This window comes from Paraburkholderia sp. WC7.3g, from assembly GCF_050436345.1.
Lineage (GTDB): Bacteria > Pseudomonadota > Gammaproteobacteria > Burkholderiales > Burkholderiaceae > Paraburkholderia > Paraburkholderia podalyriae.
Window position 1 is genome coordinate 962,423 of sequence record NZ_JBNDMA010000002.1, and the last position, 26,439, is coordinate 988,861.

The window sequence follows — 26,439 nt, forward strand, 5'->3', positions numbered from 1 at the left end:
CGGATTGGAGTTGGATCATGTCAGTCGAATTGCTGAAAACCAGTTTCTCCATCCTGCTGCAAGGTCTGTTGACGACGCTGCTGCTCTCCGTTGCGGCCATCGTGGGCAGCACGCTGATCGGCCTTTTCGCCGCGGTATTGCGCTCGTTCGGACCGTGGGGCACGTCCCGCATCGCCCGACTCTATACCGAGCTGTTTCGTGGCACGCCGGTACTCATCACGCTGATGTTCATCTATTTCGGCGTGTCGTACTTCGGTTATGCGATCGACGTGTTCGCAGCTGGCGCGATCGGCTTGAGCGTGTACCAGGGCGCGTACATCGCCGAAGTCTTCCGCTCAGGGATCGAGTCGGTACCCAAGGGCCAATGGGAGGTATCGCAAATCCTTGGCTTGACGCGGGCTCAGGCGTTCTCGTTCGTCGTGCTGCCGCAGACCGGCAAGATCGTGCTGCCGCCGCTCGTCGGTCAGTATCTGTCGCTGATCAAGGACACGTCGATCGTCAGCATGATCGGCATGTCCGAGTTGATGCACGGTGGCCAGGCCATCGTCGACCGGATCGGAAAGCCCGTCGAAATCTACGGACTCGTCGCGCTCGTTTACTTCGCCGTGTGCTTCCCGCTCTCGCAATGGGTACGCCACCATGACCGCAGGAGATTGTCGTGAGTAACCAAAGCCAACCCAGACCCATCATTTCACTGACGGGCGTCAGTAAAGCATTCGGTTCGACCCGCGTGTTGAACGAAATCAACCTCGAGGTGCGCTCGGGTGAAGTGCTGGTGCTGATCGGCGCGTCCGGCTCGGGCAAGAGCACCGTGCTGCGCATCATGGCGGGACTGGAGACGACCGACTCCGGTGAGGTCTGGGTCAACGAGGTGCCGTTGCATGATCCGCGTCGGGCACGGGAGATTCGTGGCCACGTCGGCATGGTCTTCCAGCAGTTCAATCTGTTTCCTCACAAGACCGCGCTCGGCAACGTCACGCTCGCGCTGATCAAGGCGCGCCGCATGCGTCCGGCCGACGCGCGCAAGCGCGCGATGGACGCGCTCGAGCGTGTCGGGCTCGCGGACCGCGCGGAACATTATCCGAGCCAGCTGTCGGGCGGTCAGCAGCAGCGCGTGGCAATTGCGCGAGCGCTCGCGGTCGAGCCCGGCATCATGTTCTTCGACGAGGCGACGTCCGCGCTGGACCCGGAACTGGTCGGCGAGGTCACCGAGGTGATGCGCGGACTCGCGCGCGACGGCATGACGATGGTCGTCGTCACGCATGAAATGGGCTTTGCCCGCAAGACCGCCGACCGTGTGGTGTTCATGGACAAGGGCGTCATCGCCGAGCAGGGCGACCCGGAGCAGATCTTCGTCAATCCCGCGAACGAACGCACCCGGCAGTTTCTGCATAGAGTTCTCGACCATTGACCAGCGCGGTGTGAAAGTCGCTTTCGCGGGTCTGCCGCGCGATAGACTCACGTCGCTTGAAAGACAACCGGTCGAATGAACGCGTTACGGAGTGAATGCATGGCTGTTACAGAATCGTCACGGGCGAGAGGCGTGGACCGCGTCATCGCAATGTTCAGGCAATTGCATATCGCCCAACGCCCACTGACGATGCGCGAGTTGATTGAGGCGACCGGTGCACCGCGTTCGAGCATCTACGAGCTCGTTGCGATTCTCGCGGAGGTGGGCTGGCTCGAAACGGCCGCGGATGGGAGCGTGTTCTTCGGGCGCGAGATGCACTACTATGGGTCCGACTATGCAACGCACAACGATCTGATCAGCCGCGCGCATCAATCCATTCTGGCATTGGTGAGGAAGTACGACGAGACCGCGCAGCTGTGCATGCTGGAAGGCAACAAGTACACGGTCGTGTTGTCCGAGAACAGTGCGCGGCCATTCAACATCAGTTCGGACATCGGCGTCAGAGTGCCGATTCCATGGACCGCCACCGGACGTCTGCTGCTAGGTCACCTGAACGCCGACGAGATTCGCGCACTGATTCCGGCCGAAGATTTCATCCTCGACAACGGGGTGAATATCGAATTCGACGAATTCCTGAAGGACGTGCAGGCCGCCAAAGAACAGGGCTATTGCTGCACCGAAGGACTCTCGAATGCGTTCAGGCTTTGCATGGCGGCGCCGATTCGCGATCGCGCGAGCCTGCCGATTGCGGCGCTGTGTTTCATGACCGGCCGCGACACGAGCCCGGACAGACGCGGCGCGATGCTCGACGATCTTTTGCAGTCCGCGAAGGCGCTCTCGCAGCGATAGCGGGTTGCGTTCGATGCGCGGGTGAGCGGGTGAGCGGTTCGCTGCCCGGCCTCAAAGCGTCGGCAACAACTCCGGCGGATGCGACTTCAGTGTCTGCCGCGCCTCGCGGAATTCCGGAAAAATCGATTCGACCGTCTGCCAGAAGCGCGGACTGTGATTCATCTCGCGCAGATGCGCCAGCTCGTGCGCGACGACGTAATCGATGATCGGCAGCGGGAAGTGAATCAGCCGCCAGTTCAGGCGGATCTTGCCGTCGCTCGAACAACTGCCCCAGCGCGTCGCCGCCGAAGACAACGCATACGCGCGATAGTCGACGCCGAGCTTCTGCGCGTAAATCGCCAGACGCTCGCCAAACAGCCGCTTCGCTTCGCCTTGCAGCCAGCCCTGCACACGATCCTTGATCTGCTGCTGATCGGCTTGCAACGGTAGCGGCAATTGCAGCGACCCGTGTTCGGCGCTGAACGCGAGCATGCCTTGCGGCGCGCCGAGCGTCACGCGCACCGGCTGACCGAGGTAGGGCACTTCGGCGCCGTCTTTCCAGTCGATCTTCGGCAGCGCGCGCTGCTCGACGCGCGTTTGCCATTCGATCAGCTTCGTAAAAATCCAGCGCTGTTTTTCGGTGATCGCGGTTTCGATATCGGCGAGCGTGACCCAGCGCGGCGCGGTGATCGTGAGGCCGCTGCTGTCGATCGCAAAGCCGATCGAGCGGCGCGCGGAACGCTTGAGCGCGTAATGCAGCGTGCGTGAGCCGATGGAGAGACTGCGCAGCTTGCTGCCGTCTGGCGCAAGCGGCGCGGCGGGCGGCAGGGCCGGCGCTGAGCCCAATGAACCCGGTGCGGAAGGTGAAGGAGACGACGACGTCGACCCCGGCTCGGCGAAGAGCGGGAGATCGAGCTGCCGGTTTTCGAGCGCCGCGGCGGGCTGCGGCGTGGGAGACTTCTGCATCGGCTTCGCTTCGCGCAATACGCCTTCGGGCTTCGAGGGCGTGGCGCGTCAGATGGGAGCGGCGGCGGAACCATTGGCCGCCGCGCTATAGGCAGTCGGATCGATGCGGCGCATCTCGGCTTCGATCCACTGCTCGACGCGCGTGTTCACTTCGTCGGGCGTGAGCCCCGTCGTGTCGATCGGCTTGCCAATCGACACCGTGACTATACCCGGATATTTAAGAAACGAGTTGCGCGGCCACACGCGGCCCGCGTTGTGCGCGATCGGCACGACGGGCGCACCGGTCGCGATCGCGAAGCGCGCGCCGCCGGTCTTGTACTTGCCCTGCTTGCCGGTCGGCGTGCGCGTGCCTTCCGGAAACATGATGACCCATGCGCCTTCGGCCATGCGGGCCTTGCCCTGGTTCGTGACCGATACGAACGCGTATTTGCCTTCCTTGCGGTTGATGTGAACCATCTTCAGCATGCCGAGCGCCCAGCCGAAGAACGGCACATACAAAAGCTCGCGCTTGAACACATAGCACAGCGGGCGCGGCATGATTGCCGGAAACGCGAGCGTTTCCCACGCCGACTGATGCTTCGACAGCAGCACGGCCGGGCCGTTGGGCAGGTTCTCGAAACCTTCGATACGGTAGCGGATGCCATTGAGGTAGCGCACCGCCCACAGCGTGAGGCGACACCAGCCGGCCGCCATCCAGTAGCGGTTTTCCGCGCGCAGGAACGGGAAGGCGATGAAGCACGCGGTCGCGTACGGCACCGTGACCACAACGAAATAGATCAGCAGCAGCAGGGAGCGGATAAAGCGCATCGGCGTGGTCGGAGAGGGTTGGGAGCGCGGTGCGCGCGTTTATTCCTGAGCGTCGGCGAGAAAGTCGAGCGCGAACGCGCGCAGGTCGTCGTGAACGATCGTGCCTTCGGGCAGGCCGCCCGCGGCGAGGGTCTTGCGACCCTTGCCGGTCAGCACCAGATGCACCGGATGACCGAGCGCCGCGCCCGCCTGCAGATCGCGCAGAGAATCGCCGACCGTCGGCGTATGCGCCGGATCGACCTCGAACCGCTCGGTGATCATCTTCAGCATGCCGGGCTTCGGCTTGCGGCATTCGCAGTGATCTTCCGCCGTGTGCGGGCAGAAGAACACCGCTTCGATGCGCGCGCCGACCGCTGCCGCCATCCGGTGCATCTTCAGATGCATCGCGTTCAGCGCGTCCATGTCGAACAGACCGCGGCCGATGCCCGACTGGTTCGTCGCGATCGCGACGCGATAGCCCGCCTGGTTCAGGCGCGCGATCGCTTCCAGCGCGCCGGGCAGCGCGACCCATTCATCCGGCGACTTGATGAACGCGTCGGAGTCGACGTTGATCACGCCGTCGCGGTCGAGGATCACCACTTTCTTGATCGGCATGGCGCGGTGCTCAGGCGGCGAGTCGGGAAATATCGGCGACGCAGTTCATCTGCTGATGCAGCGCGCCGAGCAGAGCCAGGCGGTTCGCGCGCAACGCCGGATCTTCGGCGTTGACCATCACGTCATCGAAGAACGTGTCGACCGGCTCGCGCAGCGCGGCCAGTGCGGTCAGCGCGCCGGTGTAGTCGCGCACGGCCAGTTGCGATTGCACGCGCGGCGTCACCTGTTCGAGCTGCGCGTTGAGCGCCTTCTCCGCTGCTTCGGTGAACAATCCAGGCTGCACGGCGCCGTTCGTCACGCCTTCCGACTTCTTCAGGATGTTCGAGATACGCTTGTTGGCCGCCGCCAGCGATGCCGCTTCGGCGAGCAATGCGAATTCGCGCACCGCGTCGAGGCGCGCGACGATGTCGTCGAGCCGGGTCGGGTTCAGCGCGAGCACCGCGTCGATTTCGCCCGCCGCATAGCCGCGTTCGCGCAGCAGGCCGCGCAGGCGGTCCATGCTGAACTCGTAGATCGCGTCGGTCGAATCGGCGACGTTCGGCACGCTGGCGAATTGCGCATAAGCGGCGCGCAGCAGCTCGACGTAGTCGACGTTCAATTGCTTCTCGACCAGAATGCGCAGCACGCCGAGCGCATGACGGCGCAGCGCGAACGGGTCTTTCTCGCCGGTGGGTTGCAGGCCGATGCCCCAGATGCCGACCAGCGTTTCGAGCTTGTCCGCGAGCGCGACGACGGTGCTGGTCGCGGTGGTGGGCAAAGCGTCGCCGGAGAAGCGCGGCTGGTAGTGTTCCGAGCACGCCAGCGCGACTTCTTCCGGCTCGCCGTCGTGGCGTGCGTAGTACGTGCCCATCGTGCCTTGCAGCTCGGGGAATTCGCCGACCATGTCGGTGATCAGGTCGGCCTTCGCGAGGCGCGCGGCGCGCTTCGCGAGCGCGACGTCGGCGCCGATCAGTGTCGCAATCGCGCCGGCCAGTCCTTCGAGCCGCTCCACACGTTGCAGCGCCGAGCCGAGCTTGTTGTGATAGACCACGTTCGCGAGCAGCGGCACGCGATCCGCGAGCGGCTTCTTCTTGTCCTGCGTGAAGAAGAACTTCGCGTCGGCGAGACGCGGACGCACCACGCGCTCATTGCCTTCGACGATCTCGACCGGCGTCGCGGTCTCGATGTTCGACACGATCAGGAAGCGCGAGCGCAACTTGCCGTTCGCGTCGGTCAGCGCGAAGTACTTCTGGTTCGTTTGCATCGTCAGGATCAGGCATTCCTGCGGCACCTGCAGGAATTCGTCCTCGAAGCGGCACTCATAGACGACCGGCCATTCGACCAGCGACGTCACTTCGTCGAGCAGCGCTTCGGGCATCACGACCTTGTCTCCACCGGCTTGCGCGAGGAGTTGCGAGCGGATCGCTTCCTTGCGCTTCGCGAAACTCGCGATCACGCGGCCCCTGTGTTCCAGCGTTTCAGCGTACGACTGCGCGTGCTGGATCTGCACGAAGCCTTCGGACAGGAAGCGGTGGCCGAGCGTGGTGTCGTCGGCGTCGATGCCGAGCGCGCTGACCGGCACGATTTCCTCGCCGTGCAGCGCGGTCAGACGATGCGCCGGACGCACGAACTGCACGCTCGAACCGTCCGGACGCTGATAGGTCATCGGCTTTGCAATCGGCAGCTTCGCGAGCGTCTCGTCGAGCGCGCCTTGCAGGCCATCGGCGAGCGTCGCGCCCGGCGCCGCGTAGCGCAGGAAGAACGCTTCGGCCTTGCCGTCCGGCGCGCGTTCGAGGTCGCCCACCGTGAAGTCGGCGAAGCCGAGCGCGGCGAGCTTTTTCGCGAGCGGCGCGGTGGGCTGGCCGTCTTTGTCGAGCGCGACGGAAACGGGCAGCACTTTTTCGCGCACGTGTTTTTCCGGCGCGACCGCGCGCACGTTGTGAATCGTCACCGCGAGGCGACGCGGCGTCGCAAAGCGTTCGAACGACGGCTGCTCGCCTTCGATCAGGTCGCGCGCCGCGAGGCGCTGCGCAATGCCTTCGGCGAAGGCGTCGCCGAGACGCGCGAGCGCCTTCGGCGGCAGTTCTTCGGTCAGCAGCTCGACGAGCAGGGTAGCGTGTTGAGATTGAGTCATTGGTTGAAGTTCTCGTCAGTCCTGGTCGATCTTGCGTTCGACTTTCAGCGGCGGCGCCCACGCGGGCATCGCGGCGTCCTGCGCGTCGGTGGTGAGGCCGGGCACACCGTGCACCGGATTGCCGAGCATCGGAAAGCCGAGCTTTTCGCGCGAGTCGTAATAGGCCTGTGCGACCACACGCGACAGCGCGCGAATCCGGCCGATGTACGCCGCGCGTTCCGTGACCGAAATCGCGCCGCGCGCGTCGAGCAGGTTGAACGTGTGGCCGGCCTTGAGTACGAGTTCATAGGCGGGCAGCGCGAGCTGCGCATCGATCATGCGCTTCGCTTCCGCTTCGTAGCTGTTGAAGAACGTGAACAGCAGATCGACGTTCGCGTGCTCGAAGTTATACGTGGACTGCTCGACCTCGTTCTGGTGATACACGTCGCCGTAGGTCAGGCGGCGGAGTTCGGGGCCGTTCGGGCCTTGTTCTTCCCACTCGGTCCAGACGAGGTCGTAGACGTTCTCGACCTTCTGCAGATACATCGCGAGGCGTTCGAGACCGTAGGTGATTTCGCCGAGCACCGGCTTGCAGTCGAGACCGCCGACCTGCTGGAAATACGTGAACTGCGTCACTTCCATGCCGTTCAGCCACACTTCCCAGCCGAGACCCCATGCGCCGAGCGTCGGGTTTTCCCAGTCGTCCTCGACGAAACGCACGTCGTTCTGCTTCAGGTCGAAGCCGAGCGCTTCGAGCGAGCCGAGGTACAGGTCGAGAATGTCTTCCGGCGCGGGCTTCAGCACCACCTGGTACTGGTAGTAGTGCTGCAGACGGTTCGGGTTCTCGCCGTAGCGGCCGTCCTTCGGGCGGCGCGACGGCTGCACGTAGGCGGCGCGCCACGGCTCGGGGCCGATCGCGCGCAGGAACGTGTGGACGTGGGACGTGCCCGCGCCGACTTCCATGTCGATCGGCTGGAGCAACGCGCAGCCCTGCTTGTCCCAGTAGGACTGCAAGGTCAGGATGATTTGCTGAAACGTGAGCATGAAGTGCCTTTCGGGCATGGGGCCGTGCCGCGTGCGCGTAAGCGCGCGAGGGGGCCGTGGAGCGAAGTGCTAAGCCCGAGATTTTAACGGAAAGGAAGGGGGGCGGCCCGTTTTGCGGGTCGGACGGGCCGCGATGCGGCTTTTGGGCGACAGGCGGCGCGGCAAGCCGCCGCGCGTACGCTCAGCTCGCCGCCAACTCCGCCTTCGGCGAGAAAGAATCGCTTTGCGCGATCGGCCAGTACGTCTCGAACAGCGTATAGCGATAGTTGCCGTTGAGCAGATCGTTCGGTTCGAGATACTTGAGCAGATCCGACATCAGCCGCACCTCATGCGAGGACACGCGCCGCACGATGTGATGCGCGCGCAGTTCCGCCGGATGCCGGAGCCCGGCGGCCTGGATGATTTCCCGTAACGCGTGTAGCGTGTTGTGGTGGAAGTTGTACACGCGATCGGCCTTGTCCGGCACGACGAGCGCGCGCTGGCGCACCGGGTCCTGGGTCGCGACGCCGGTCGGGCAGCGGCCGGTATGGCAGGTCTGCGCCTGGATGCAGCCCACCGCGAACATGAAGCCGCGCGCCGCGTTGACCCAGTCCGCGCCGATCGCGAGCGTTTTCGCGATATCGAACGCGGTGATCATCTTGCCGCTCGCGCCGATGCGGATGCGCTGCCGCAGACCGATGCCGACCAGCGTGTTGTGCACGAGCAGCAGCCCTTCCTGCAACGGTACGCCGACGTGATCGGTGAATTCGAGCGGCGCCGCGCCGGTGCCGCCTTCCGCGCCGTCGACGACGATGAAGTCCGGCAGGATGCCCGTTTCCAGCATCGCCTTCGCGATACCGAAGAATTCCCAGGGATGCCCGATGCAAAGCTTGAAACCGGTCGGCTTGCCGCCCGACAGCGTGCGCAGCCGCTCGACGAATTCGAGCAGCTCGCGCGGCGTCGAGAACTCGGAATGTGTCGCCGGAGAGATGCAGTCGCGGCCCATTGGCACGCCGCGCGTCTCGGCGATTTCGGGCGTGATCTTCGCGGCCGGCAGCACGCCGCCGTGACCGGGCTTTGCGCCCTGCGACAGCTTCACCTCGATCATCTTTACCTGCGGTTCGGCGGCCTGCCTGGCGAATTTTTCGGCGTTGAAGCTGCCGTCGTCGCTACGGCATCCGAAATAGCCGGACGCGATTTCCCAGATGATGTCGCCGCCATGTTCGCGGTGATATTTCGACATCGAGCCTTCGCCGGTGTCGTGCGCGAAGTTGCCTTTCTTCGCGCCGAGATTCAGCGCCATGATCGCATTGGCCGATAGCGAGCCGAAGCTCATCGCCGACACGTTGAAGATCGACATCGAATACGGCTGCGCGCGATCGGGTCCGACGACGATGCGAAAGTCGTGACCGTCGAGCGTGGTCGGCGCGAGCGAGTGGCTGATCCATTCGTGCGCGACCGCCTTCACGTCGATCCGCGTGCCGTATGGGCGGCTGTCGACATCGTTCTTCGCGCGCTGATAGACGATGCTGCGTTGCGCGCGCGAGAACGGTTTCTCGTCGGTATCGTCTTCGACGAAATACTGACGGATCTCGGGACGGATGAATTCGAAAATGAAACGCAGGTGGCCCCACAGCGGGTAATTGCGCAGGATCGCGTGGCGCTGTTGCGTCAGGTCAAACACGCCGAGCGCGACGAGCGCGGCCGGCACGATGATCCAGAACCACGACAGACGATGCGTCGCGGCGAGCGCGGCACATACCGCGGTGAGCGCGATGGCGCACCACATGGCCAGATAGCGTCGAGAAAACATGGGGACTCCAGTGCGGTGAAGATCATTGCGGCGGGCTCGTCTGCGCGAGGGGCGCGGACGGAATCCGTCGCGAAGGGAAACTGGCGGCCGCAGGTCGCGGCGTGACGCGGAGCGGGGAAGCCCGAAGATAAGGCCTGAGAATGAAGGCCAGCGTTGCACGCGAAGGTGAAGCGTGTGTGACTGCATCGAGTGGGGGGCGCGAGGCGAATGGCGTGTGCAGCGCGCGCGTGTCGGCGTGGTGCGACCCGCCGCGCTCGCCGTGATGCATCGCTCAACGCGCGCCGAGCAGCGCCGCTTTTTGCCGCGGGGTTTGAGGCTCGTCCTGAGATGGGCCCTGCGGCTGCTTTGGCTTGTGCGCCTGCTTGCGACGCTGCGCGCGGGTCTGTTTCGGCGCCTGATCCTGCGGCAGCTCGGCCGGCTGCCCGGTTATCGCGCGTTCGATGATGCCGCCGCCGAGGCACACGTCGCCGTCGTACAGCACCGCCGATTGCCCCGGCGTGACGGCCCATTGCGCGGCGTCGAAGGTCAGCTCGAACAGGCCTTCGCCCGAACCGCCAGCCGTCGCGGCGTTGAACGTGCATCGCGCGTCGGCCTGCCGGTAGCGCGTCTTCGCGCCGCACACGAAGCCGTCGGCCGGCGGCTCGCCCGCGACCCAGCTCGTGTTGCCCGCCGACAGCGTATCGCACAGCAGCCACGGATGATCGTGCCCCTGCGCGACGTACAGCGTATTGGTCGGAATGTCCTTGCCGGCGGCGAACCACGGCTCGCCGCTGCCGTCCTTGCTGCCGCCGAGCCCGATGCCCTTGCGCTGGCCGAACGTGTAGAACGCGAGGCCGATGTGTTCGCCGACGATCTTGCCGTCGATGGTCTTCATCGGCCCCGGTTTGGTCGGCAGATAGCGGTTCAGGAAGTCGCGGAAAGGCCGCTCGCCGATGAAGCAGATGCCGGTCGAATCCTTCTTCTTCGCGTTGGGCAAGCCGATCTGCGCGGCGATCTCGCGCACTTTCGTCTTGGGAATTTCGCCGAGCGGGAACAGGGTTTTCGACAACTGCGCCTGGTTCAGCCGATGCAGGAAGTACGACTGGTCTTTCGTATGATCGAGCGCCTTCAGCAGCTCGAAGCGGCCGTCGTTCTCGCGCACGCGCGCATAGTGGCCGGTCGCGATGGTCTGCGCGCCGAGCGATATCGCGTGATCGAGGAAGGCCTTGAACTTGATTTCGGCGTTGCACAGCACGTCCGGGTTCGGCGTGCGGCCGGCCGAATATTCGCGCAGGAACTCGGCGAACACGCGGTCCTTGTACTCGGCCGCGAAGTTGACCGCCTCGACGTCGATGCCGATCAGATCCGCCACCGACACCACGTCGATCCAGTCCTGGCGCGTCGAGCAGTATTCGCTGTCGTCGTCGTCTTCCCAGTTCTTCATGAACAGGCCGACCACGTCGTAGCCCTGTTCCTTCAGCAGCCACGCGGTAACCGACGAATCGACGCCGCCCGACATGCCTACTACGACTTTACGCTTGCTCATAAGGTACTCACTGGGTGCTGCATGACTGCATGGATCTTGGGGGCCGCTAGTGACGGCCTTACCGCTTCGGCCCGACCGAATGCGTATGCACGAAGTCGAGCGGGAAACGCCGGCCGGCCAGGTAATCGTCGATGCACTGCATCACGAGCGGCGTGCGATGCCGATCGGGGCACGCGCGCAACTCTTCGGCGCTCATCCACAGCGTGCGGACAATGTCCGCATCGAGCGAGCTCGCCGGGTCCGGCTCGCCGCCCGCGCCGCAAAAGGTGAAGCGCAGGTAAGTGGTGCCCGCGCGGTCCGGTCGCTCGATGTGGGTCATGTACATGCCGACGAGCGCCTCGGGCGCGAACGGATGGGCGGTTTCCTCGAGCGTTTCGCGGACCACCGCTTCCAGCAGCGTTTCGCCCGCCTCGAGGTGGCCGGCGGGCTGGTTCAGGCGCAGGCCGGCGGTGGTGTGTTCCTCGACCAGCAGGAAGCGCCCGTGACGCTCGACGATCGCCGCGACGGTCACGTGCGGCACCCAGGTTTCCGGTTTCATGGGTGCGCATTTTACCGGTTATGCGCGCCGGCTGCCGGGCGGCGGGCGGGCGCTGGGGCGGGGCGGCGACCACTGGTGGCTAGCAACAGGTTCACACCGGGTTCACAGCAGGTTCAGAGCAGGTTCAGAGCAGGTTCAGAGCAGGTTCACACCGGATTCGCGGCCGGTTCGCGGCAGATCGGCAACAATTTGGCGGTCTACCGCGCATTCGCATCGACCCCGATTTCTGCGCCGTGGCGGTTTCGGTTAAAGTGAGGCCCTGCATTAGCCGTTGCATCTGCAAGCCGGCGAGCCTCGTCGGCGGATCTGCCGTCAAACAGGAAGTCGAGGAGGAACCACGATGCACATCGGAGTGCCAGCCGAGACGCGCGCGCATGAAACCCGCGTTGCCGCGACGCCCGAAACGGTCAAGAAGTACGTGGCGCAAGGGCACCGGGTCACGCTCCAGAGCGGCGCGGGCGCCGGCGCGAGCTTTCCCGACGACGCCTATACGGCCGTGGGCGCGGAAATCGTCGATGCCGCCACCGCGTTCGGCGCCGATCTCGTCCTCAAAGTCCAATCCCCCACTGATTCCGAACTGCCGCTTCTGAAGCGCGGCGCGACGCTCGTCGGCATGCTCGACCCGTTCAACGCCGACAATACGGGCAAACTCGCCGCGGCCGGCGTGACCGCGTTCGCGCTCGAAGCCGCGCCGCGCACGACACGCGCGCAGAGCCTCGACGTGCTCTCGTCGCAGGCGAATATCGCCGGCTACAAGGCGGTGCTGCTCGCGGCGACCCTTTATCCGCGCTTCATGCCGATGCTGATGACCGCGGCCGGCACCGTGAAGGCCGCGCGGGTGCTGATTCTGGGCGCGGGCGTGGCCGGCTTGCAGGCGATCGCGACCGCGAAGCGCCTCGGCGCCGTGCTGGAGGCGTCCGACGTGCGCCCAGCCGTCAAGGAGCAGATCGAATCGCTCGGCGCGAAGTTTCTCGACGTGCCCTATGAAACCGACGAAGAACGCGACGCCGCGCAGGGTGTCGGCGGCTATGCGCGGCCGATGCCGCCGTCGTGGCTCGCGCGCCAGTCGGCGCTGGTGCACGAGCGTGCAAAGCAGGCCGACATCGTGATCTCGACCGCGCTGATTCCGGGCCGCCCGGCGCCGACGCTGCTGTCGGTCGACACCGTGCAGGCGATGAAACCAGGCTCCGTGCTGGTCGACCTCGCGGCCGGCCGCGGCGCGGAAGTCGATGGCCGGCGCGGCGGCAATTGTCCGCTGACCGAGGCGGACCAGGTGGTGGTGCGCCATGGCGTGCAGATCGTCGGCTATACGAATCTCGCCGCGATGGTGCCCGCCGACGCGTCGTCGCTGTACGCGCGCAACCTGCTCGACTTCCTGAAGCTGATCGTCACGAAGGAAGCCACGCTGAACATCGATCTCGCGGACGACATCGTCGCGGCCACGCTGCTGGCCCGCGACGGCCAGGTCACGCGCAAAGCCTAGGAGGCAACGGCGATGGAAGTCATCAATCACACGGTGATCAATCTGATCACCTTCGTGCTGGCGATCTACGTCGGCTATCACGTGGTCTGGAACGTCACGCCCGCGCTGCATACGCCGCTGATGGCCGTGACCAATGCGATCTCGGCGATCGTGATCGTCGGCGCGATGCTTGCGGCGGGGCTGACGGTCGGCGGCGCGGGCAAGATCTTCGGCACGGTCGCGGTCGCGCTCGCGGCGGTCAACGTGTTCGGCGGCTTTCTCGTCACCCGGCGCATGCTGGAGATGTTCAGGAAGAAGGAACCCAGGAAGCTGGAATCCAAACCCATGGCTGGCGGCAAGGAGGGTACGTAAATGAGCCTGAACGTCGTCACGCTGCTGTATCTGGTCGCGTCGGTCTGCTTTATCCAGGCGCTCAAGGGACTATCGAATCCAAAGACCGCGCGCGTTGGCAATACCTTCGGCATGGTCGGCATGGCGATCGCGATTCTGACGACCATCGCGCTGATCTCGCGGCAGGCCGAAGCGCTCGGCTCCAATCTCGGTCTCGGTCTCGGCCTGCTGCTGTTCGGGCTCGTGATCGGCGGCGCGATCGGCGCGTTCGTCGCCGCGCGCGTCGAGATGACGAAGATGCCCGAGCTCGTCGCGGCGATGCACTCGCTGATCGGTCTCGCGGCCGTGTGCATAGCGTATGGGGTGGTGTCGGAGCCGGCCGCGTTCGGCCTCGTCGATCCCGACGTGCCGATCGAGGGCTTCCTGCCGTACGGCAATCGCATCGAGCTGTTCATCGGCACGTTCGTTGGCGCGATCACGTTCTCCGGTTCGGTGATCGCGTTCGGCAAACTGTCGGGCAAGTACAAGTTCCGGTTGTTTCAGGGCGCGCCGGTCGTCTACGGCGGCCAGCATCTGATCAACCTGATGCTCGCGCTCGCGATGTTCGGCTTCGGCATCCTGTTCTTCCTCACGCAGTCATGGCTGCCGTTCATCATCATGACGATCATCGCGTTCGTGCTCGGCGTGCTGATCATCATTCCGATCGGCGGCGCGGACATGCCGGTCGTCGTGTCGATGCTGAACTCGTACTCGGGCTGGGCGGCGGCGGGCATCGGCTTTTCGCTGAACAATCCGATGCTGATCATCGCCGGCTCGCTGGTCGGTTCGTCGGGTGCGATCCTGTCATACATCATGTGCCGCGCGATGAACCGCTCGTTCTTCAACGTGATCCTCGGCGGCTTCGGCAACGAGCCGGGCGCGGGCGCGGCCGCGGGCGGCGCGGCCGAGCAGCGTCCGGTGAAATCGGGTTCGGCGGACGACGCGTCGTTCATGCTCGGCAACGCCGAAACCGTCGTGATCGTGCCGGGCTACGGGCTGGCCGTGGCGCGCGCGCAGCATGCGCTGAAGGAGCTGACCGACAAGCTGGTCGAGAAGGGTATCGAGGTGAAGTACGCGATTCACCCGGTGGCCGGCCGCATGCCGGGTCACATGAACGTGCTGCTCGCCGAGGCCGAAGTGCCGTACGACATGGTCTACGAGATGGAGGACATCAACGGCGAGTTCGGCCAGGTCGACGTGGTGCTGGTGCTTGGCGCGAACGACGTGGTGAATCCGGCGGCGAAGAACGATCCGCAGTCGCCGATCGCCGGCATGCCGATTATCGAGGCATACAAGGCCCGCACCGTGATCGTCAACAAGCGCTCGATGGCGGCGGGCTACGCCGGGCTCGATAACGACCTGTTCTACATGGACAAGACGATGATGGTGTTCGGCGACGCGAAAAAGGTGATCGAGGATATGGTGAAGGCGGTCGACTAGTTCGTTAGCGCTGAACAACCTAAGATCGCGGTGTGTCGCCGCCGCGATCCTTTTCATCTTTTCGGCCTCGCGTCCACATGCCGCAGCAAATCCGCGAGCCGCCTGCCTTCCTGATCCGGATAAGTGTCGAGCACTTCGAGATCGCGCATCTTCTCCAGTCCGAAGTTGCGGAAATCGCCGCGCAGTTCGCACCATGCGCCGAGCGTCCAGCGCGCGCCCCAGTACGCGAGCGCGAGCGGCCAGACGCGGCGCTCGGTGTCGGCGCCGTTCGCGTCGGTGTAGGCGAAGCGCACCACCTGGCGCGTATCGATCGCGCGATGCAGCGTGTCGAGCTGCGTCGAAAAATCTCCCTTGATGTGAAACGACGGCGCAAAGATGGCGAGCCGTTCGAGCGCCGCGCGCTTGTCGGCGGGCATTGCCGATGCGATTTTGGCCAGCGCGCCGCGCGCGCCGCTCGCGAAGCCCGCGCCGCCCCACGACTCGAGCATGCGCGCGCCGGCGGCGAGCGCGGCGAGTTCGTCGGCGGTGAAGGTGAGCGGCGGCAGACTCGCCGAGCGCGACAGCCGATAACCGATGCCCGCTTCGCCTTCGATCGGCACCCCTGACAATTGCAGATCGCGCACGTCGCGATAGACCGTGCGCGGCGAGATGTTCAGCCAGTCGGCCAGTTGCTGAGCGGTGGTCAGGCGCCGGCCGCGCAGCAGTTCGGCGATCTGGAACAGGCGGTCGGCGCGGCGCGTCATCGTGGGCGTCGGGTAGAGGAGGAGGGGGACGGTCCCGCGATGATAGCGCCGCATGGCGGCCTTCGGTTGGGGCGCGGCGGCTTCAGGCGCGCTTAGCCGTTGGTGCGCGAATGCAGACCGACGCGGTTGCCTTCGGTATCGGTGAAGAACGCGATATAGCCGATGTCCTGCGGCAGCTTGATCACCGGGCCGTCGGTCTTGCCGCCCGCACGTTCGATGCGCGCGAGCGTCGCGTCGACGTTGGGCAGCGCGTTCAGGTAGACGGTGACGCCGTCGGCGCCGGGCGTCATCGACGGATTGTGAACGATCGCGCCGCCGGTCGCGGGCTCCTCGTAGCTGAATACGGCGATCGGCTGGCCGCCGATCTCCTGGCGATTCAGGGGGGCGTCGAGCGCGGCTTCGTAGAAGCGCACCGCGCGATCGAAATCGATCGACGGGATCTCGAACCAGGCAACGAGTTTGGGCAATGCGGACATGACATTCTCCTTCGGTTGGCAGTAGGCCGTTCAAGCGCCGGATGGCGTGGGAAGGAGTGTGCGGGGGTGCTGCTGACAGCGTGGTGGCAGTAGGGTGGGAAGACGCCGCGACGACAGGGCAACCACAGGGCGACGACAGCGCGCGCCGCCCGCTAGAAACTACCTCAAGCCGCCGGCGTATCGCCCTGCGGACGCTGCCGCACGCTGCCAGCAATCAGATCGAAGCGGAACAGCCGGCATTCGAGCGCGCCGTTGAACAGCGGGGTCTTCGTCGATTCGCGCAGCCGCAGTTGACCCGGCAGCTTGCGATCCGATGTCAGGATAAACGCATGCCATCCGGCAAAGCGCTGCTTCAACGCATTGCCGAGCAACTGGAAAAATTCGCTGTCCGGCACTTCTTCCTGAACGCGGCGGAAGCCGTCGTCGTCGCGATTGCCGCGGCCTTCGCGAAGCTCGCCGCGCGCATTGCGGCCGCGCACTTCGATCCGCTCGCCATACGGCGGATTCGCGACGAGGATGCCCGGCGTCGATGTCGGCGGCGTCATGTCGCGCGCGTCGAGCTGCTTCAGCGCAATGGCCGGCAAGCCGGCGCGCTCGAAATTCGCGCGTGCTTTTTCGAGCATGTCGCCGGAGATATCGCTGCCGAAAATCTGCAGATCCGTGCCGCGCGAGCCGCGTGCCGCGTTTTTCGCTTCGAGCGCGGCGCCCTTCAGCGCTTGCCAGATCCGCGCGTCGAACTGTTTGAGCTTTTCGAAGCCGAAGCGCCGCTCGACGCCCGGCGCGATGTTCAGCGCGACCTGCGCCGCTTCCGCGAGAAACGTGCCGCTGCCGCACATCGGATCGTAGAGCGGCGTGCCGGCCTGCCAGCCGGTCAGTCGCAGGATGCCCGCGGCGAGATTTTCGCGCAGCGGTGCCGCGCCCTTGTCCAGGCGCCAGCCGCGCTTGAACAGTGGATCGCCCGAGGTATCGAGGTATAGCGTGCAGTCGGTCGCGGTCAGGAACGCGAACACGCGCACGTCGGGCATCGCGGTGTCGATGTTCGGTCGCGCGCCGCTCTTTTCGCGCAGACGATCGCAGATCGCGTCCTTCACGCGCAGCGTCGTGAACTCGAGGCTGCGCAGCGGCGACTTGATCGCGGTGACGTCGACGCGCAGCGTCTCGTGCGCGGAGAACCACTGCTCCCAGCGCTGTTCGAGCGCGAGCGCGTAGATGTCCTGCTCGCCACGATAGGGCCGCTGCGCGATTTTCAGCAGCACGCGGCTCGCGAGACGCGAGTGCAGGTTGGCCGCCATGCCGGCGGCCCAGCCGCCGCTGAAATGCACGCCGCCCGGCACCTGGACGCCGGCTGTGAATGCGGCGCCGTTCAGATGTTCGGCGGCAATTTCGGCGAGTTCGGCCGCGAGCGGAGCTTCGAGCCCGCGCGGGCAAGGAAGGAAGAAATCGAAGGACATTGAGGTTGCCGCAAGGCGTTGGATAAGGCGCTATTGTACGCGGTCAGGGTCGGCGGGCCGGCGCGATTGGCGCGCCGGCCCACGGCGCGACCCGCAGGAACACGCGTGTGCACGCGCGCACCGGGCTGCCGCCAGCCAGGCCCTGTCAGGCGCCGGCTCCCGTGGCCGTTTCCGCGGAAGGACAGGGCGGCACGACCGGCGCCACAGCCGGCCTGGCGGAAGGCGAAGTCCGGCCTGTTGTGGCCGTGGTAGCGACGGCCGCGGCCGCCATCGCGCGAACCCCGATCGCGATCTGCGTCGACACTTCCGCAAGCGCGCGCCGATGTCCATCGACGAGCGCGTCGTACCCGCCACCAACCGTTTCGCTGACCACGCTGCGACACGTCATCACCGCATTGCTGCGCACGGCCCGCACGCTCCACACCGCGTCGATCAACGCATGTGAGCCAGGCCACGACTCGAAGCGCTGCACGGTCATCGCGATCCGGTAGACGGCCACGTCGTCGGGGTGCGCGGTGCCGAACGTATCGAGGGTGCCGAGCTGCTGCGTCAGATTCGTCGACAGCGCGCGGCGGATTTCATCGCCGGGCAGCGACGCCCAGCGTTCCTGTTCGAGCAACTGCACCTGAGTCGGCCCGCTCTGCACGACCAGCTGATTTCTCGCCACCTGCGGCGGCACGTTGACCGGCGCGACTTCGATCAGCCACGCGGGCGCGGCGCCCGTGCGCGCGACGGCCGGCGCGGCGCCATTCGCGCCGGCCGCTGCGCTATCCGCGCCGCCCAGCGTATAGAAACGGCTCGACGGCGACGAGCACGCCGCGATGGCGAGCGCCGCGGCCAGCGCGGTGCCATACACGACGCCGCGTACGGCGGCGCGCACGAGCGCGCGCGGCGGACGGGGGAGCCGGGCAAACATCATGGTTTATCTCCTGATTTACCGCGCAACAGCGATTCGGGATGACGTTCCAGGTAGTCCGACAGCGCGTTCAGCGACTGCAACGTGCGCGTCAGTTCCTGCAACGCCTGATGAACGTCGGACTGCATCGGCGAATCCTGCTGCAAGGTTGCCTGGGCCGAACTGAAGGTTTGCTTCGCGGCCGTCAGCGTGTCGCGCGCCTGCGGCACGACTTCCTTGTCGAGACGCGAGAACAGCTGGTCGGCGTTCTTCAGCGCGGTGTTCAGGTTCGCGCCGATCTGGTCGAACGGCACCTTGTCGAGCTTCTTCGCGATGTCGGCGACTTGCAACTGCAATTCGTCGAGCGTGTTCGGAATGGTCGGCAGCTCAAGCGGATCGGTCGTCACGTCGACCTTGGCCGGCGGCGCTTTCGGGAAGATATCGAGCGCCACGTACAGCTGGCTCGTGATCAGGTTGCCGGTGCGCAACTGGCCGCGCAGGCCGTGCCTGACGAGTTCCTGCAGCAGGTTCTCGCCGGCGAGCGTGCCCGCCTGCGGCGCGCTCTCGCGGAAGCGCTTGCCGAGGCGGTCCGGGTACAGGTTCATCGTGACCGGCATCGTGAAGCTCTGCGTCTTCGGATCGTAGTCGATGCCGATATTGGTCACCTGGCCGAGCACGATGCCGCGGAAGTCGATCGGCGCGCCGATCGACAGCCCGCGCAGCGACTGGTTGAAGTTCATCACGACGCGCAAGGGGACGCCGTCCGGTTCGCGCATTGCGTCCCCTTCGTCCGAGCCGAGGCGGAACGTCTGGTCGTTGGGCGCCTGCGGGCCCATGTTCTGTCCCGGCGGCGACTGGAACGACAGCCCGCCGACGATCACCGTCGCGAGCGACTGCGTATTCAGCTTGAAACCGCTCGAATCGAGCCGCAGATCGACGCCGCTCGCATGCCACCAGCGGGTGTTGGTGCCGACGTACTGGTCGAACGGCGCGGACACGAACACCCGCATCGTGACGCCGGTGCCGTCCTTGTCGAGCGAGAAGCCGACCACCTGGCCGACCTGCACGCGCCGATAGAAAATCGGCGAGCCGATGTCGATCGAGCCGAGCGAATCGCCGTGCAGCGTGTACTGACGGCCTTTTTTATCGCCGGTAACGGGCGGCGGCGTTTCGAGGCCGACGAAGTCGCTCTCGCTGTCGGTCGAGCGGCCCGCGTCGGCGCCGATGTACGAGCCCGACAGCAGTGTGGTCAGACCCGACACGCCGCTTGCGCCGACGCGCGGACGCACCACCCAGAAGCGCGAGTCCTTGACCGCGAACTTTCCGCCTTCCTTGGTGAGCTGCACCTGCACCAGCACGTGCGACAGATCCGGCGCCAGCGTGATCGTCTTCACCGCACCGACATCGACGTCCTTGTACTTGACCTTGGTCTTGCCCGGCTCGAGCCCTTCCGCGCTGACGAAGCTGATCGTGATCACCGGCCCGCGCTCGGTCACCGACCTGACCACGAGCGCGATGCCGATCAGCGCGGCAATCAGCGGAATCACCCAGACGAGCGACGGCAGCCAGCGGCTGCGTGGTTCGATGTCGGGGTCGGGCAGTTGGGGCGGCAGTCTGGGTCCGTTCGAATCGTTGCGCGGCGCGTCATCGGAAGCGGGCGTCGGTTCTTGCGGGCTAGTCATGGTCGAGATCCTGAGGTGTTGGAGTACTGCTTTCCACGGGGTCCCAGATGAGTCGTGGATCGAATTGCATGGAGGCCAGCATCGTCAGGATCACGACCGAGCCGAACGCAATAGCGCCTGGCCCGGCCGTGATCACGGCCAGCGATTTGAAACGCACGAGCGCTACGGTGAGCGTGACGACGAAGACGTCGAGCATCGACCAGCGGCCGATCCGCTCGACCATCCGGTACAGTGTCGTGCGCTGTTGCGGACGCCAGTGCGAGCGGCGCTGCGCGCTGACGGTGAGCAGCACGAGCACCGAGAGCTTCAGCATCGGCACCATGATGCTGGCGATGAACACGATCATCGCGAGCGGCCAGTCGCCGGAGGTCCAGAAATAGACGACGCCGCTCATGATGGTGTCGTCCTCGGAGCCGAGCAGCGACGACGTGTGCATCACCGGCAGCAGGTTCGCCGGAATATACAGCAGCGCCGCGGCGATCAGCAGCGCCCATGTGCGCATCACGCTGTCGGGGTTGCGCGAGTGCAGACGCGCGCCGCAGCGGCCGCAGTGCTGCGGCGTGACCGAGCGGATGCGCGGTTCGACGCGACCGCACGAATGGCAGGACAGGAGGCCCGCGCGTTTCGCGGTGACGTATTTCATCGCGGGCTCATCGTTCGCGCCGCGTGGGCGGCAAGCCGGGCGCGGCGCTGCCCGCTGGGCCGTGGGTTGAGTCACCCGCGGTGCCGCCAGCGGTGTCACCGGTCGAGGCCGCGATGCTGGCGGACGGCGCCGGCGGACCGGCGAGTGAGCCGACCGCGACCGCCGCGCTGTCGGCCGACGTGCGCGGCAACGGCCGGTCGCCGCGCGCGTCGAGCTCGTCGGCGACATCCCACAGCACGCGCGGATCGAATGTGACGACGACCGCCAACATCAGCGTCAGCGCGCCGAACGCGAACAGCGCCGCCTCGGGAATCACGCGCGCGATGCTCACCATCTTAACGATCGTGATCAGCACGCCGAGCATGAACACTTCGATCATGCCCCACGGCCGCACGAACTGGATCGCGCGCAGCACGCGATTGAAGTGCGCAGGCACGTAGCCCGCGCGCAGCGGCACCAGCACGTATAGCAGCGCGACGAGTTCGGTGAGCGGAAAGAGGAGGGTCGAGCAGAACACCATCACGGCGACGATCTCCATGTCCTCGCCCCACAGCGCGATGAGCGCGCCGAACAGCGTGGTCTGCGACGTGATGCCGTTGGTTTCGAGTTCGACGATCGGAAAGCCCTGCGCGATCAGGAACGTAAACAGCGCGGCGAGCGTCAGCGCGCAGATCGCGTCGAGCTTGCGCGAGACGCCGCGATAGAGCGTCGCGCCGCAGCGCGGACAGCGCGCGGCGACGCGCCCGACAAGCCGTGGCTTGCGGAACAGCGTATCGCATTCATGGCACGCGATCAGGTTGTCATGTTCCATGCGGCAGATGGGCTAACGACGTAGTAGCGGCGTGCAAGGCCTGCTCTTTACGAGGGGTCGGGCGGCGGTGAGCAGCAATAGTACCAAACGCGGCCTCGCGACCGACGCGAGCCGCGCGCGGCCCGGGGCGTGGCGCCGTCCCGCCGCGCGCTGGTCCGGGCCTGAGATGGCGTCGCTTCGGGGCTTTCCGTCCCCGAATCGTTCAACGCAAGGGCGGTGACGCGACGCCTTGGGGCCATTGCAGCACAAAATTCGGGCCCGTTCCGCCGACGCGCTCCAGCCAGCTTTTCGCGCTTGGGGTAGCATGGCGCCCGTGGCATGCCCGGCGGCCTTTTGTGGCGATGATGTCCGCCGCATCGGCCGCGCGCGCCGCGCCGATGCGCGGCGGCGATCGCGGAATAGCTGGCCGCGGCGCGCCGTTAACTTCTAACTGCCTGCGTTGATCTGTCATGACACTCAATCCATCGTTCGGTACCCGGGAGTCGTACACGCGGACCGCCATCGCGTTTCACTGGCTGATCGCACTGCTGATCGTCTGCGGCTTTGCGCTCGGCTGGGTGATGACCGACATCCCGGGCTTCACGCCCACTAAGCTGCGCTATTTCTCGTGGCACAAATGGATCGGCGTGACCGTGTTCGCGCTCGCGATCGTGCGCATCCTGTGGCGCGCGACCCACGCCTCGCCGCCGATGCCGCGCCGCATGCCCACCTGGCAACGTGGCGCCGCGCATGTCACACATCTGTTGCTGTACGTGCTGATGATCGTGATTCCCGTGTCCGGCTATCTGTATAGCTCGGCGGCGAACGTGCCGGTCGTCTACCTCGGGCTGATTCCGCTGCCGCGAATCATCGCGCCCGATCCGCACCTGAAGGAAGTGCTGAAGAACCTGCACATCGCGTTGAATTACACGTTGCTCGTGCTGGTCGCGCTACACACCGCGGCGGCGCTCAAGCATCAATGGTTCGATCGCGACGGCCTGCTGTCTCGCATGCTTCCTTTCCTCAAATAAGGACATCCATGAAGGTTTCGTTTTATCGCTACATGCTGGCCGCGTTCGCGGCGGCGTCGCTGAGCGCCGCGGGCGCGGCGCTCGCGCAGGTCGACGTCGTGAAGAGTTCGGTGACGGCTACCTCGAAGCAGATGAACGTGCCGGTCGAAGGCAAGTTCAACAAGTTCACGGCGCAGGTCAGCTTCGATCCGGCCAAACCGACGGCCGGCAGCGCGCAGCTCAACATCGACGTCGCCAGCTACGATCTCGGCGACGAGAGCTACAACGAGCAGGTGCGCGGCAAGGAATGGTTCGACGCGAAAACCTTTCCGAGCGCGACGTTCGTGTCCAGCGCGATCGCGCCGTCCGGCGGCAACCAGTTCAAGGTGACCGGTAAGCTGACCATCAAGGGCAAGTCGGAGACGGTCGTGGTGCCGGTCACGGTCGGCCAGCAGGGCGCGATGCAGACCTTCGACGGCGCGCTGCCGATCAAGCGCTCGCAGTTCGACATCGGCACCGGCGAATGGAAGGACACATCGGTCGTCGCCGACGAGGTCGTGATCAAGTTTCATATCGTCGCCGCGCGCAAGTAACGCGCACGGCGCTCGCGAGGTCCGCCGCGCCACGTGGGGTGCGGCCGCTTTCCCACCGCAGGTTGCACCGCGATTTTCAACACAAAACAGGAGCACGAATTGAAAACGTCCATGTTGATCGCTGTTGGCGCGCTGGCTTCGTCGCTGTCGCTTGGCGCCTTCGCCGCCGATACCTATTCGCTTGATCCGATGCATACGTTTCCGAGCTTCGAGGCCGACCACTTCGGCGGTCTGTCGATCTGGCGCGGCAAATTCACGAAGACCACGGGAACGGTGACGCTCGATCGCGCGGCCAAAACCGGCACCATCGACGTCACCGTCGATCCCGCTTCGGTCCAGACCGGCAACCCGAAGCTCGACGATCACCTGAGGGCCGCCGAGTTCTTCGACGTCGAGAAGTATCCGACCGTGACCTACAAGGGCACCGAGATCAAGTTCGACGGCGACAAGCCCGTCGGGGTGATCGGCACGCTGACGATTCGCGGCATCACGAAGCCGGTGAATCTGAAGATCGATTCGTTCAAGTGCATGCAACACCCGGTCCTCAAGCGCGAAGTATGCGGCGTCGAGGCAAGCACCGAATTCAATCGCGCCGATTACGGCATGGAGTTCGGCGCGAAGTACGGCTTCAGCATGCAGACGCGCCTGCATATCCAGTCGGAAGGTATCAAGCAGCAGTAAGCGCGTTCGCGCTGCGCCGCAGCCAGAAAACCGCTTCGGTCGTTCACCGACGAAGCGGTTTTTTATCGCCTGTTGCGAACGCCGCGGCCATGCGTGGCAGCCATCGGCCCATCTGGCGCTCGCTTCATTTTTATTTTTTCAGTTAAATAGAGCGCATCGAGTCATGCCGGCGGTGCGCGCGTTGCCGGGGTGGCCAGCGCGGGCGCCAGGCGTTCGCGTCGATAAATATCTCGCGCGGGACAGGAGATCTGGATGAATTCAACGACAGCAGCAAGCGTCGCGGGAAGCCGGCAGAATTCGTGGCGCGCGGTGGTGGCCGCCTCGATCGGCAACGCGCTCGAATGGTTCGATCTCGTGGTGTACGGCTTTTTCGCCGTGACCATCTCCAAGCTGTTTTTTCCGGCCGGCAACGAGACCGTATCGCTGCTGCTCACGCTCGGCACGTTCGGCGTGTCGTTTTTCATGCGGCCGCTCGGTGCGATCGTGATCGGCGCGTACTCGGACCGCGCCGGGCGCAAGGCGGCGCTCACGCTCTCCATCTTGCTGATGATGAGCGGCACGCTGATCATCGCGATTCTGCCGACCTATCAGAGCATTGGCCTCGCCGCGCCGTTGATCCTCGTGCTCGCACGGCTGATGCAGGGCTTCTCGGCTGGCGGCGAGTTCGGCAGCGCGACCGCGTTTCTCGCCGAGCACGTGCCGGGGCGGCGCGGCTTCTACGCGAGCTGGCAGATGGCGAGCCAGGGTCTGACGACGCTGCTCGCGGCAGGCTTCGGCGCGTTGCTGACTGGCCGACTGTCGCCCGAGCAAATGGCGTCGTGGGGCTGGCGCGTGCCGTTCTTCTTCGGTCTGCTGATCGGGCCGGTTGCGTTCTACATCCGCACCAGGCTCGACGAGACGCCCGAATTCCTGGCCGCCGAAACGACGCAGACGCCGCTGCGCGATACGTTCGCGACGCAGAAGCTGCGGCTCGTGATCGCGATGGGCGTGGTGATCCTCGGGACCGTGTCGGCTTATCTGATGCTGTTCATGCCGACCTATGGTGTGCGGCAACTGGGGCTCGCGCCGTCGGTCGCGTTTGCGGCGATTGCGGTGACGGGCCTGATCCAGATGGTGTTCTCGCCGGTGGCCGGGCATTGGTCGGACCTGCATGGACGCACGCGCATCATGCTGAGCGCGGCGGTACTGCTGTTCGTGCTCGTCTATCCTGCGTTCGCGTTGCTGATCGCGCATCCGAGCTTCGGCACGCTGATCGTGTGGCAGATCGTGTTCGGCTTTCTCGTCAGCGGCTACTTCGGCGCGACGCCGGGGCTGCTGTCGGAGATGTTCCCGGTGCAGACGCGCACGACCGGCATGTCGCTCGCGTATAACATCGCGGTGACGATCTTCGGCGGCTTCGGGCCGTTCATCATCGCGTGGCTGATCAGCGCGACTGGCTCGAAGGCCGCGCCGAGCTACTACGTGATGTTCGCCGCGCTGCTGAGCATCGCGGCGCTGATCGGCGCGCGGCGCAAGCTGGGGTTCCGCTAGGAATGAGGCGGTAACGACGGTGTAGGTAAACGCAAAAGGCCGGTTCGTAATGAACCGGCCTTTTTTATTTGCGCAATCCTCAGCGACTACGCGCGCATCAAACCTGCGCGCCCGCGTTCGGATCGCCGGGGTCGTGGCTTTCCTTCTTGTCCTTCAGCAGGTCTTCGCGTTTGACGCCGAACCACATCGCGAGCGCCGCGGCGACGAACACCGACGAGTAGATACCGAACAGAATACCGACCGTCAGCGCGAGCGCGAAGTAGTGCAGCGTCGGGCCACCGAACAGGAACATCGACAGCACCATCATCTGCGTACAGCCGTGCGTGATGACGGTTCGCGACATCGTGCTGGTGATCGCGTGGTTGATCACTTCGATCACGGTCATTTTGCGTTCGCGGCGGAAGGTCTCGCGAATCCGGTCGAAGATAACGACCGACTCGTTGACCGAATAGCCGAGCACCGCGAGCACCGCGGCCAGCACCGACAACGAGAACTCCCACTGGAAGAACGCGAAGAAGCCAAGAATGATCACGACGTCATGCAGGTTGGCGATCACGCCGGCTACCGCGTACTTCCATTCGAAGCGGAACGACAGGTAGATCACGATACCGGCGACCACGCACGCGAGCGCGAGCAGACCGTCGGTGGCGAGTTCCTTGCCGACCTGCGGGCCGACGAACTCGACGCGCTGCAACTGCACTTGCGGGGTGTCGGCCCTCAGCGCGCCCATCACCTGCTCGCTCTGCTGCGCGGACGTGTAGCCGGCCTTCAGCGGCAGACGGATCAGCACGTCGTGCGAGGAGCCGAAGTTCTGCACCTGCGCGTCGGCATAGCCGAGCTTGCCGAGCGTGTTACGCACCGGGTCGAGCGGCACCGCGCCCGGATACTGCACCTCGATCACGGTGCCGCCGGTGAATTCCACCGACAGATGCAGCCCCCGATGCACGAGGAAGAACACGGCGGCGAGGAAGGTGATCAGCGAGATCGCGTTGAAGATCAACGCGCGCTGCATGAACGGAATGTCTTTACGGAAACGGAAAAATTCCATGGTCTAGT

26 protein-coding genes are annotated in these 26,439 nt (G+C 65.3%); 10 read left to right on the forward strand and 16 right to left on the reverse strand.

The window, feature by feature from the left end; genetic code table 11:
- Nucleotides 1–17 precede the first annotated feature (17 nt).
- The 3 genes from OKW43_RS15975 (at nucleotide 18) to OKW43_RS15985 (ending at nucleotide 2,260) form a co-directional block, all read left to right on the forward strand.
- Nucleotides 18–662 carry an amino acid ABC transporter permease gene (locus OKW43_RS15975; protein WP_429448382.1) on the forward strand — a complete coding sequence of 215 codons (645 nt, stop codon included), beginning with the start codon at nucleotides 18–20 and terminating at the stop codon, nucleotides 660–662.
- Nucleotides 659–1,411, forward strand: a complete 753-nt coding sequence (locus tag OKW43_RS15980) for an amino acid ABC transporter ATP-binding protein (protein WP_312892583.1) — start codon at nucleotides 659–661, stop codon at nucleotides 1,409–1,411. The genes OKW43_RS15975 and OKW43_RS15980 overlap by 4 nt, the downstream gene beginning before the upstream one ends.
- Nucleotides 1,412–1,510: 99 nt before the next feature.
- Nucleotides 1,511–2,260 (forward strand): IclR family transcriptional regulator, encoded by a 750-nt coding sequence (locus tag OKW43_RS15985; RefSeq protein WP_187633916.1) that lies wholly within the window; start codon nucleotides 1,511–1,513, stop codon nucleotides 2,258–2,260.
- Nucleotides 2,261–2,311: 51 nt separating this feature from the next.
- On the opposite strand, the gene OKW43_RS15990 is transcribed toward OKW43_RS15985, so the two are convergent.
- From OKW43_RS15990 to OKW43_RS16025, 8 genes are all read right to left on the reverse strand, one after another.
- Nucleotides 2,312–3,205 (reverse strand): M48 family metallopeptidase, encoded by an 894-nt coding sequence (locus OKW43_RS15990; protein WP_429448385.1) that lies wholly within the window; start codon nucleotides 3,203–3,205, stop codon nucleotides 2,312–2,314.
- 48 nt (nucleotides 3,206–3,253) lie between these two features.
- Nucleotides 3,254–4,012 (reverse strand): lysophospholipid acyltransferase family protein, encoded by a 759-nt coding sequence (locus OKW43_RS15995; RefSeq protein WP_187633914.1) that lies wholly within the window; start codon nucleotides 4,010–4,012, stop codon nucleotides 3,254–3,256.
- Between the two features lie 39 nt (nucleotides 4,013–4,051).
- Entirely contained in the window at nucleotides 4,052–4,606 is a 555-nt protein-coding gene (gene gmhB, locus OKW43_RS16000; protein WP_429448387.1) for a D-glycero-beta-D-manno-heptose 1,7-bisphosphate 7-phosphatase, read from the reverse strand.
- Nucleotides 4,607–4,616: 10 nt separating this feature from the next.
- Nucleotides 4,617–6,719 carry a glycine--tRNA ligase subunit beta gene (glyS, locus tag OKW43_RS16005; protein ID WP_429448389.1) on the reverse strand — a complete coding sequence of 701 codons (2,103 nt, stop codon included), beginning with the start codon at nucleotides 6,717–6,719 and terminating at the stop codon, nucleotides 4,617–4,619.
- A 15-nt stretch (nucleotides 6,720–6,734) separates the two neighbouring features.
- Nucleotides 6,735–7,742, reverse strand: coding sequence for a glycine--tRNA ligase subunit alpha (gene glyQ, locus OKW43_RS16010; protein ID WP_187633911.1), 1,008 nt, complete (start codon nucleotides 7,740–7,742; stop codon nucleotides 6,735–6,737).
- A 181-nt stretch (nucleotides 7,743–7,923) separates the two neighbouring features.
- Nucleotides 7,924–9,534 (reverse strand): FMN-binding glutamate synthase family protein, encoded by a 1,611-nt coding sequence (locus OKW43_RS16015; protein ID WP_187633910.1) that lies wholly within the window; start codon nucleotides 9,532–9,534, stop codon nucleotides 7,924–7,926.
- A 271-nt stretch (nucleotides 9,535–9,805) separates the two neighbouring features.
- The gene (gene mnmA / locus OKW43_RS16020) at nucleotides 9,806–11,059 is read right to left on the reverse strand and encodes a tRNA 2-thiouridine(34) synthase MnmA (RefSeq protein ID WP_187633909.1); all 1,254 of its coding nucleotides are present in this window, start codon (nucleotides 11,057–11,059) and stop codon (nucleotides 9,806–9,808) included.
- Between the two features lie 58 nt (nucleotides 11,060–11,117).
- Entirely contained in the window at nucleotides 11,118–11,597 is a 480-nt protein-coding gene (locus tag OKW43_RS16025; protein WP_187633908.1) for an NUDIX hydrolase, read from the reverse strand.
- Nucleotides 11,598–11,937: 340 nt separating this feature from the next.
- On the opposite strand from OKW43_RS16025, the gene OKW43_RS16030 reads away from it, so the two are divergent.
- Genes OKW43_RS16030 through OKW43_RS16040 form a run of 3 tightly spaced genes read left to right on the forward strand, consistent with a single transcriptional unit; the run spans nucleotide 11,938 to nucleotide 14,889 of the window.
- Entirely contained in the window at nucleotides 11,938–13,080 is a 1,143-nt protein-coding gene (locus tag OKW43_RS16030) for a Re/Si-specific NAD(P)(+) transhydrogenase subunit alpha (protein WP_187633907.1), read from the forward strand.
- 12 nt (nucleotides 13,081–13,092) lie between these two features.
- A complete protein-coding gene (locus OKW43_RS16035) occupies nucleotides 13,093–13,431 on the forward strand; it encodes an NAD(P) transhydrogenase subunit alpha (protein ID WP_187633906.1) in 339 nt (112 codons plus the stop codon).
- Nucleotides 13,432–14,889 carry an NAD(P)(+) transhydrogenase (Re/Si-specific) subunit beta gene (locus tag OKW43_RS16040; RefSeq protein ID WP_187633905.1) on the forward strand — a complete coding sequence of 486 codons (1,458 nt, stop codon included), beginning with the start codon at nucleotides 13,432–13,434 and terminating at the stop codon, nucleotides 14,887–14,889.
- A gap of 53 nt (nucleotides 14,890–14,942) precedes the next feature.
- Here OKW43_RS16040 and OKW43_RS16045 read toward each other — a convergent pair whose 3' ends face one another.
- The 7 genes from OKW43_RS16045 to OKW43_RS16075 form a co-directional block, all read right to left on the reverse strand.
- Nucleotides 14,943–15,686: a helix-turn-helix transcriptional regulator gene (locus OKW43_RS16045; protein WP_187633904.1), complete on the reverse strand. Its 744-nt coding sequence runs from the start codon at nucleotides 15,684–15,686 to the stop codon at nucleotides 14,943–14,945.
- Between the two features lie 38 nt (nucleotides 15,687–15,724).
- A complete protein-coding gene (locus OKW43_RS16050) occupies nucleotides 15,725–16,108 on the reverse strand; it encodes a VOC family protein (RefSeq protein WP_187633903.1) in 384 nt (127 codons plus the stop codon).
- A 164-nt stretch (nucleotides 16,109–16,272) separates the two neighbouring features.
- Complete coding sequence (locus OKW43_RS16055) at nucleotides 16,273–17,559, reverse strand: THUMP domain-containing class I SAM-dependent RNA methyltransferase (protein WP_429448394.1); 1,287 nt, start codon at nucleotides 17,557–17,559, stop codon at nucleotides 16,273–16,275.
- A 145-nt stretch (nucleotides 17,560–17,704) separates the two neighbouring features.
- Nucleotides 17,705–18,478: a PqiC family protein gene (locus tag OKW43_RS16060; protein ID WP_429448396.1), complete on the reverse strand. Its 774-nt coding sequence runs from the start codon at nucleotides 18,476–18,478 to the stop codon at nucleotides 17,705–17,707.
- On the reverse strand, nucleotides 18,475–20,136 hold the full coding sequence (locus OKW43_RS16065; RefSeq protein WP_429448397.1) for an intermembrane transport protein PqiB: 1,662 nt from the start codon (nucleotides 20,134–20,136) through the stop codon (nucleotides 18,475–18,477). Before OKW43_RS16065 ends, OKW43_RS16060 begins: the two co-directional genes overlap by 4 nt.
- Nucleotides 20,129–20,779, reverse strand: coding sequence for a paraquat-inducible protein A (locus OKW43_RS16070; RefSeq protein ID WP_187633899.1), 651 nt, complete (start codon nucleotides 20,777–20,779; stop codon nucleotides 20,129–20,131). The genes OKW43_RS16065 and OKW43_RS16070 overlap by 8 nt, the downstream gene beginning before the upstream one ends.
- Before the next feature lie 7 nt (nucleotides 20,780–20,786).
- Nucleotides 20,787–21,590 carry a paraquat-inducible protein A gene (locus tag OKW43_RS16075; RefSeq protein WP_429448399.1) on the reverse strand — a complete coding sequence of 268 codons (804 nt, stop codon included), beginning with the start codon at nucleotides 21,588–21,590 and terminating at the stop codon, nucleotides 20,787–20,789.
- A 449-nt stretch (nucleotides 21,591–22,039) separates the two neighbouring features.
- Between OKW43_RS16075 and OKW43_RS16080 the strand changes: the two genes are divergently transcribed.
- From OKW43_RS16080 to OKW43_RS16095, 4 genes are all read left to right on the forward strand, one after another.
- Nucleotides 22,040–22,600: a cytochrome b gene (locus OKW43_RS16080; RefSeq protein WP_187633897.1), complete on the forward strand. Its 561-nt coding sequence runs from the start codon at nucleotides 22,040–22,042 to the stop codon at nucleotides 22,598–22,600.
- 8 nt (nucleotides 22,601–22,608) lie between these two features.
- On the forward strand, nucleotides 22,609–23,172 hold the full coding sequence (locus OKW43_RS16085) for a YceI family protein (RefSeq protein ID WP_429448401.1): 564 nt from the start codon (nucleotides 22,609–22,611) through the stop codon (nucleotides 23,170–23,172).
- Between the two features lie 111 nt (nucleotides 23,173–23,283).
- Entirely contained in the window at nucleotides 23,284–23,853 is a 570-nt protein-coding gene (locus OKW43_RS16090) for a YceI family protein (protein WP_429448403.1), read from the forward strand.
- Between the two features lie 252 nt (nucleotides 23,854–24,105).
- The gene (locus OKW43_RS16095; RefSeq protein WP_429448405.1) at nucleotides 24,106–25,383 is read left to right on the forward strand and encodes an MFS transporter; all 1,278 of its coding nucleotides are present in this window, start codon (nucleotides 24,106–24,108) and stop codon (nucleotides 25,381–25,383) included.
- A 97-nt stretch (nucleotides 25,384–25,480) separates the two neighbouring features.
- Here the strand turns inward: OKW43_RS16095 and secF are convergent, their stop codons facing one another.
- Entirely contained in the window at nucleotides 25,481–26,431 is a 951-nt protein-coding gene (gene secF / locus OKW43_RS16100; RefSeq protein WP_187633894.1) for a protein translocase subunit SecF, read from the reverse strand.
- Nucleotides 26,432–26,439 lie beyond the last annotated feature (8 nt).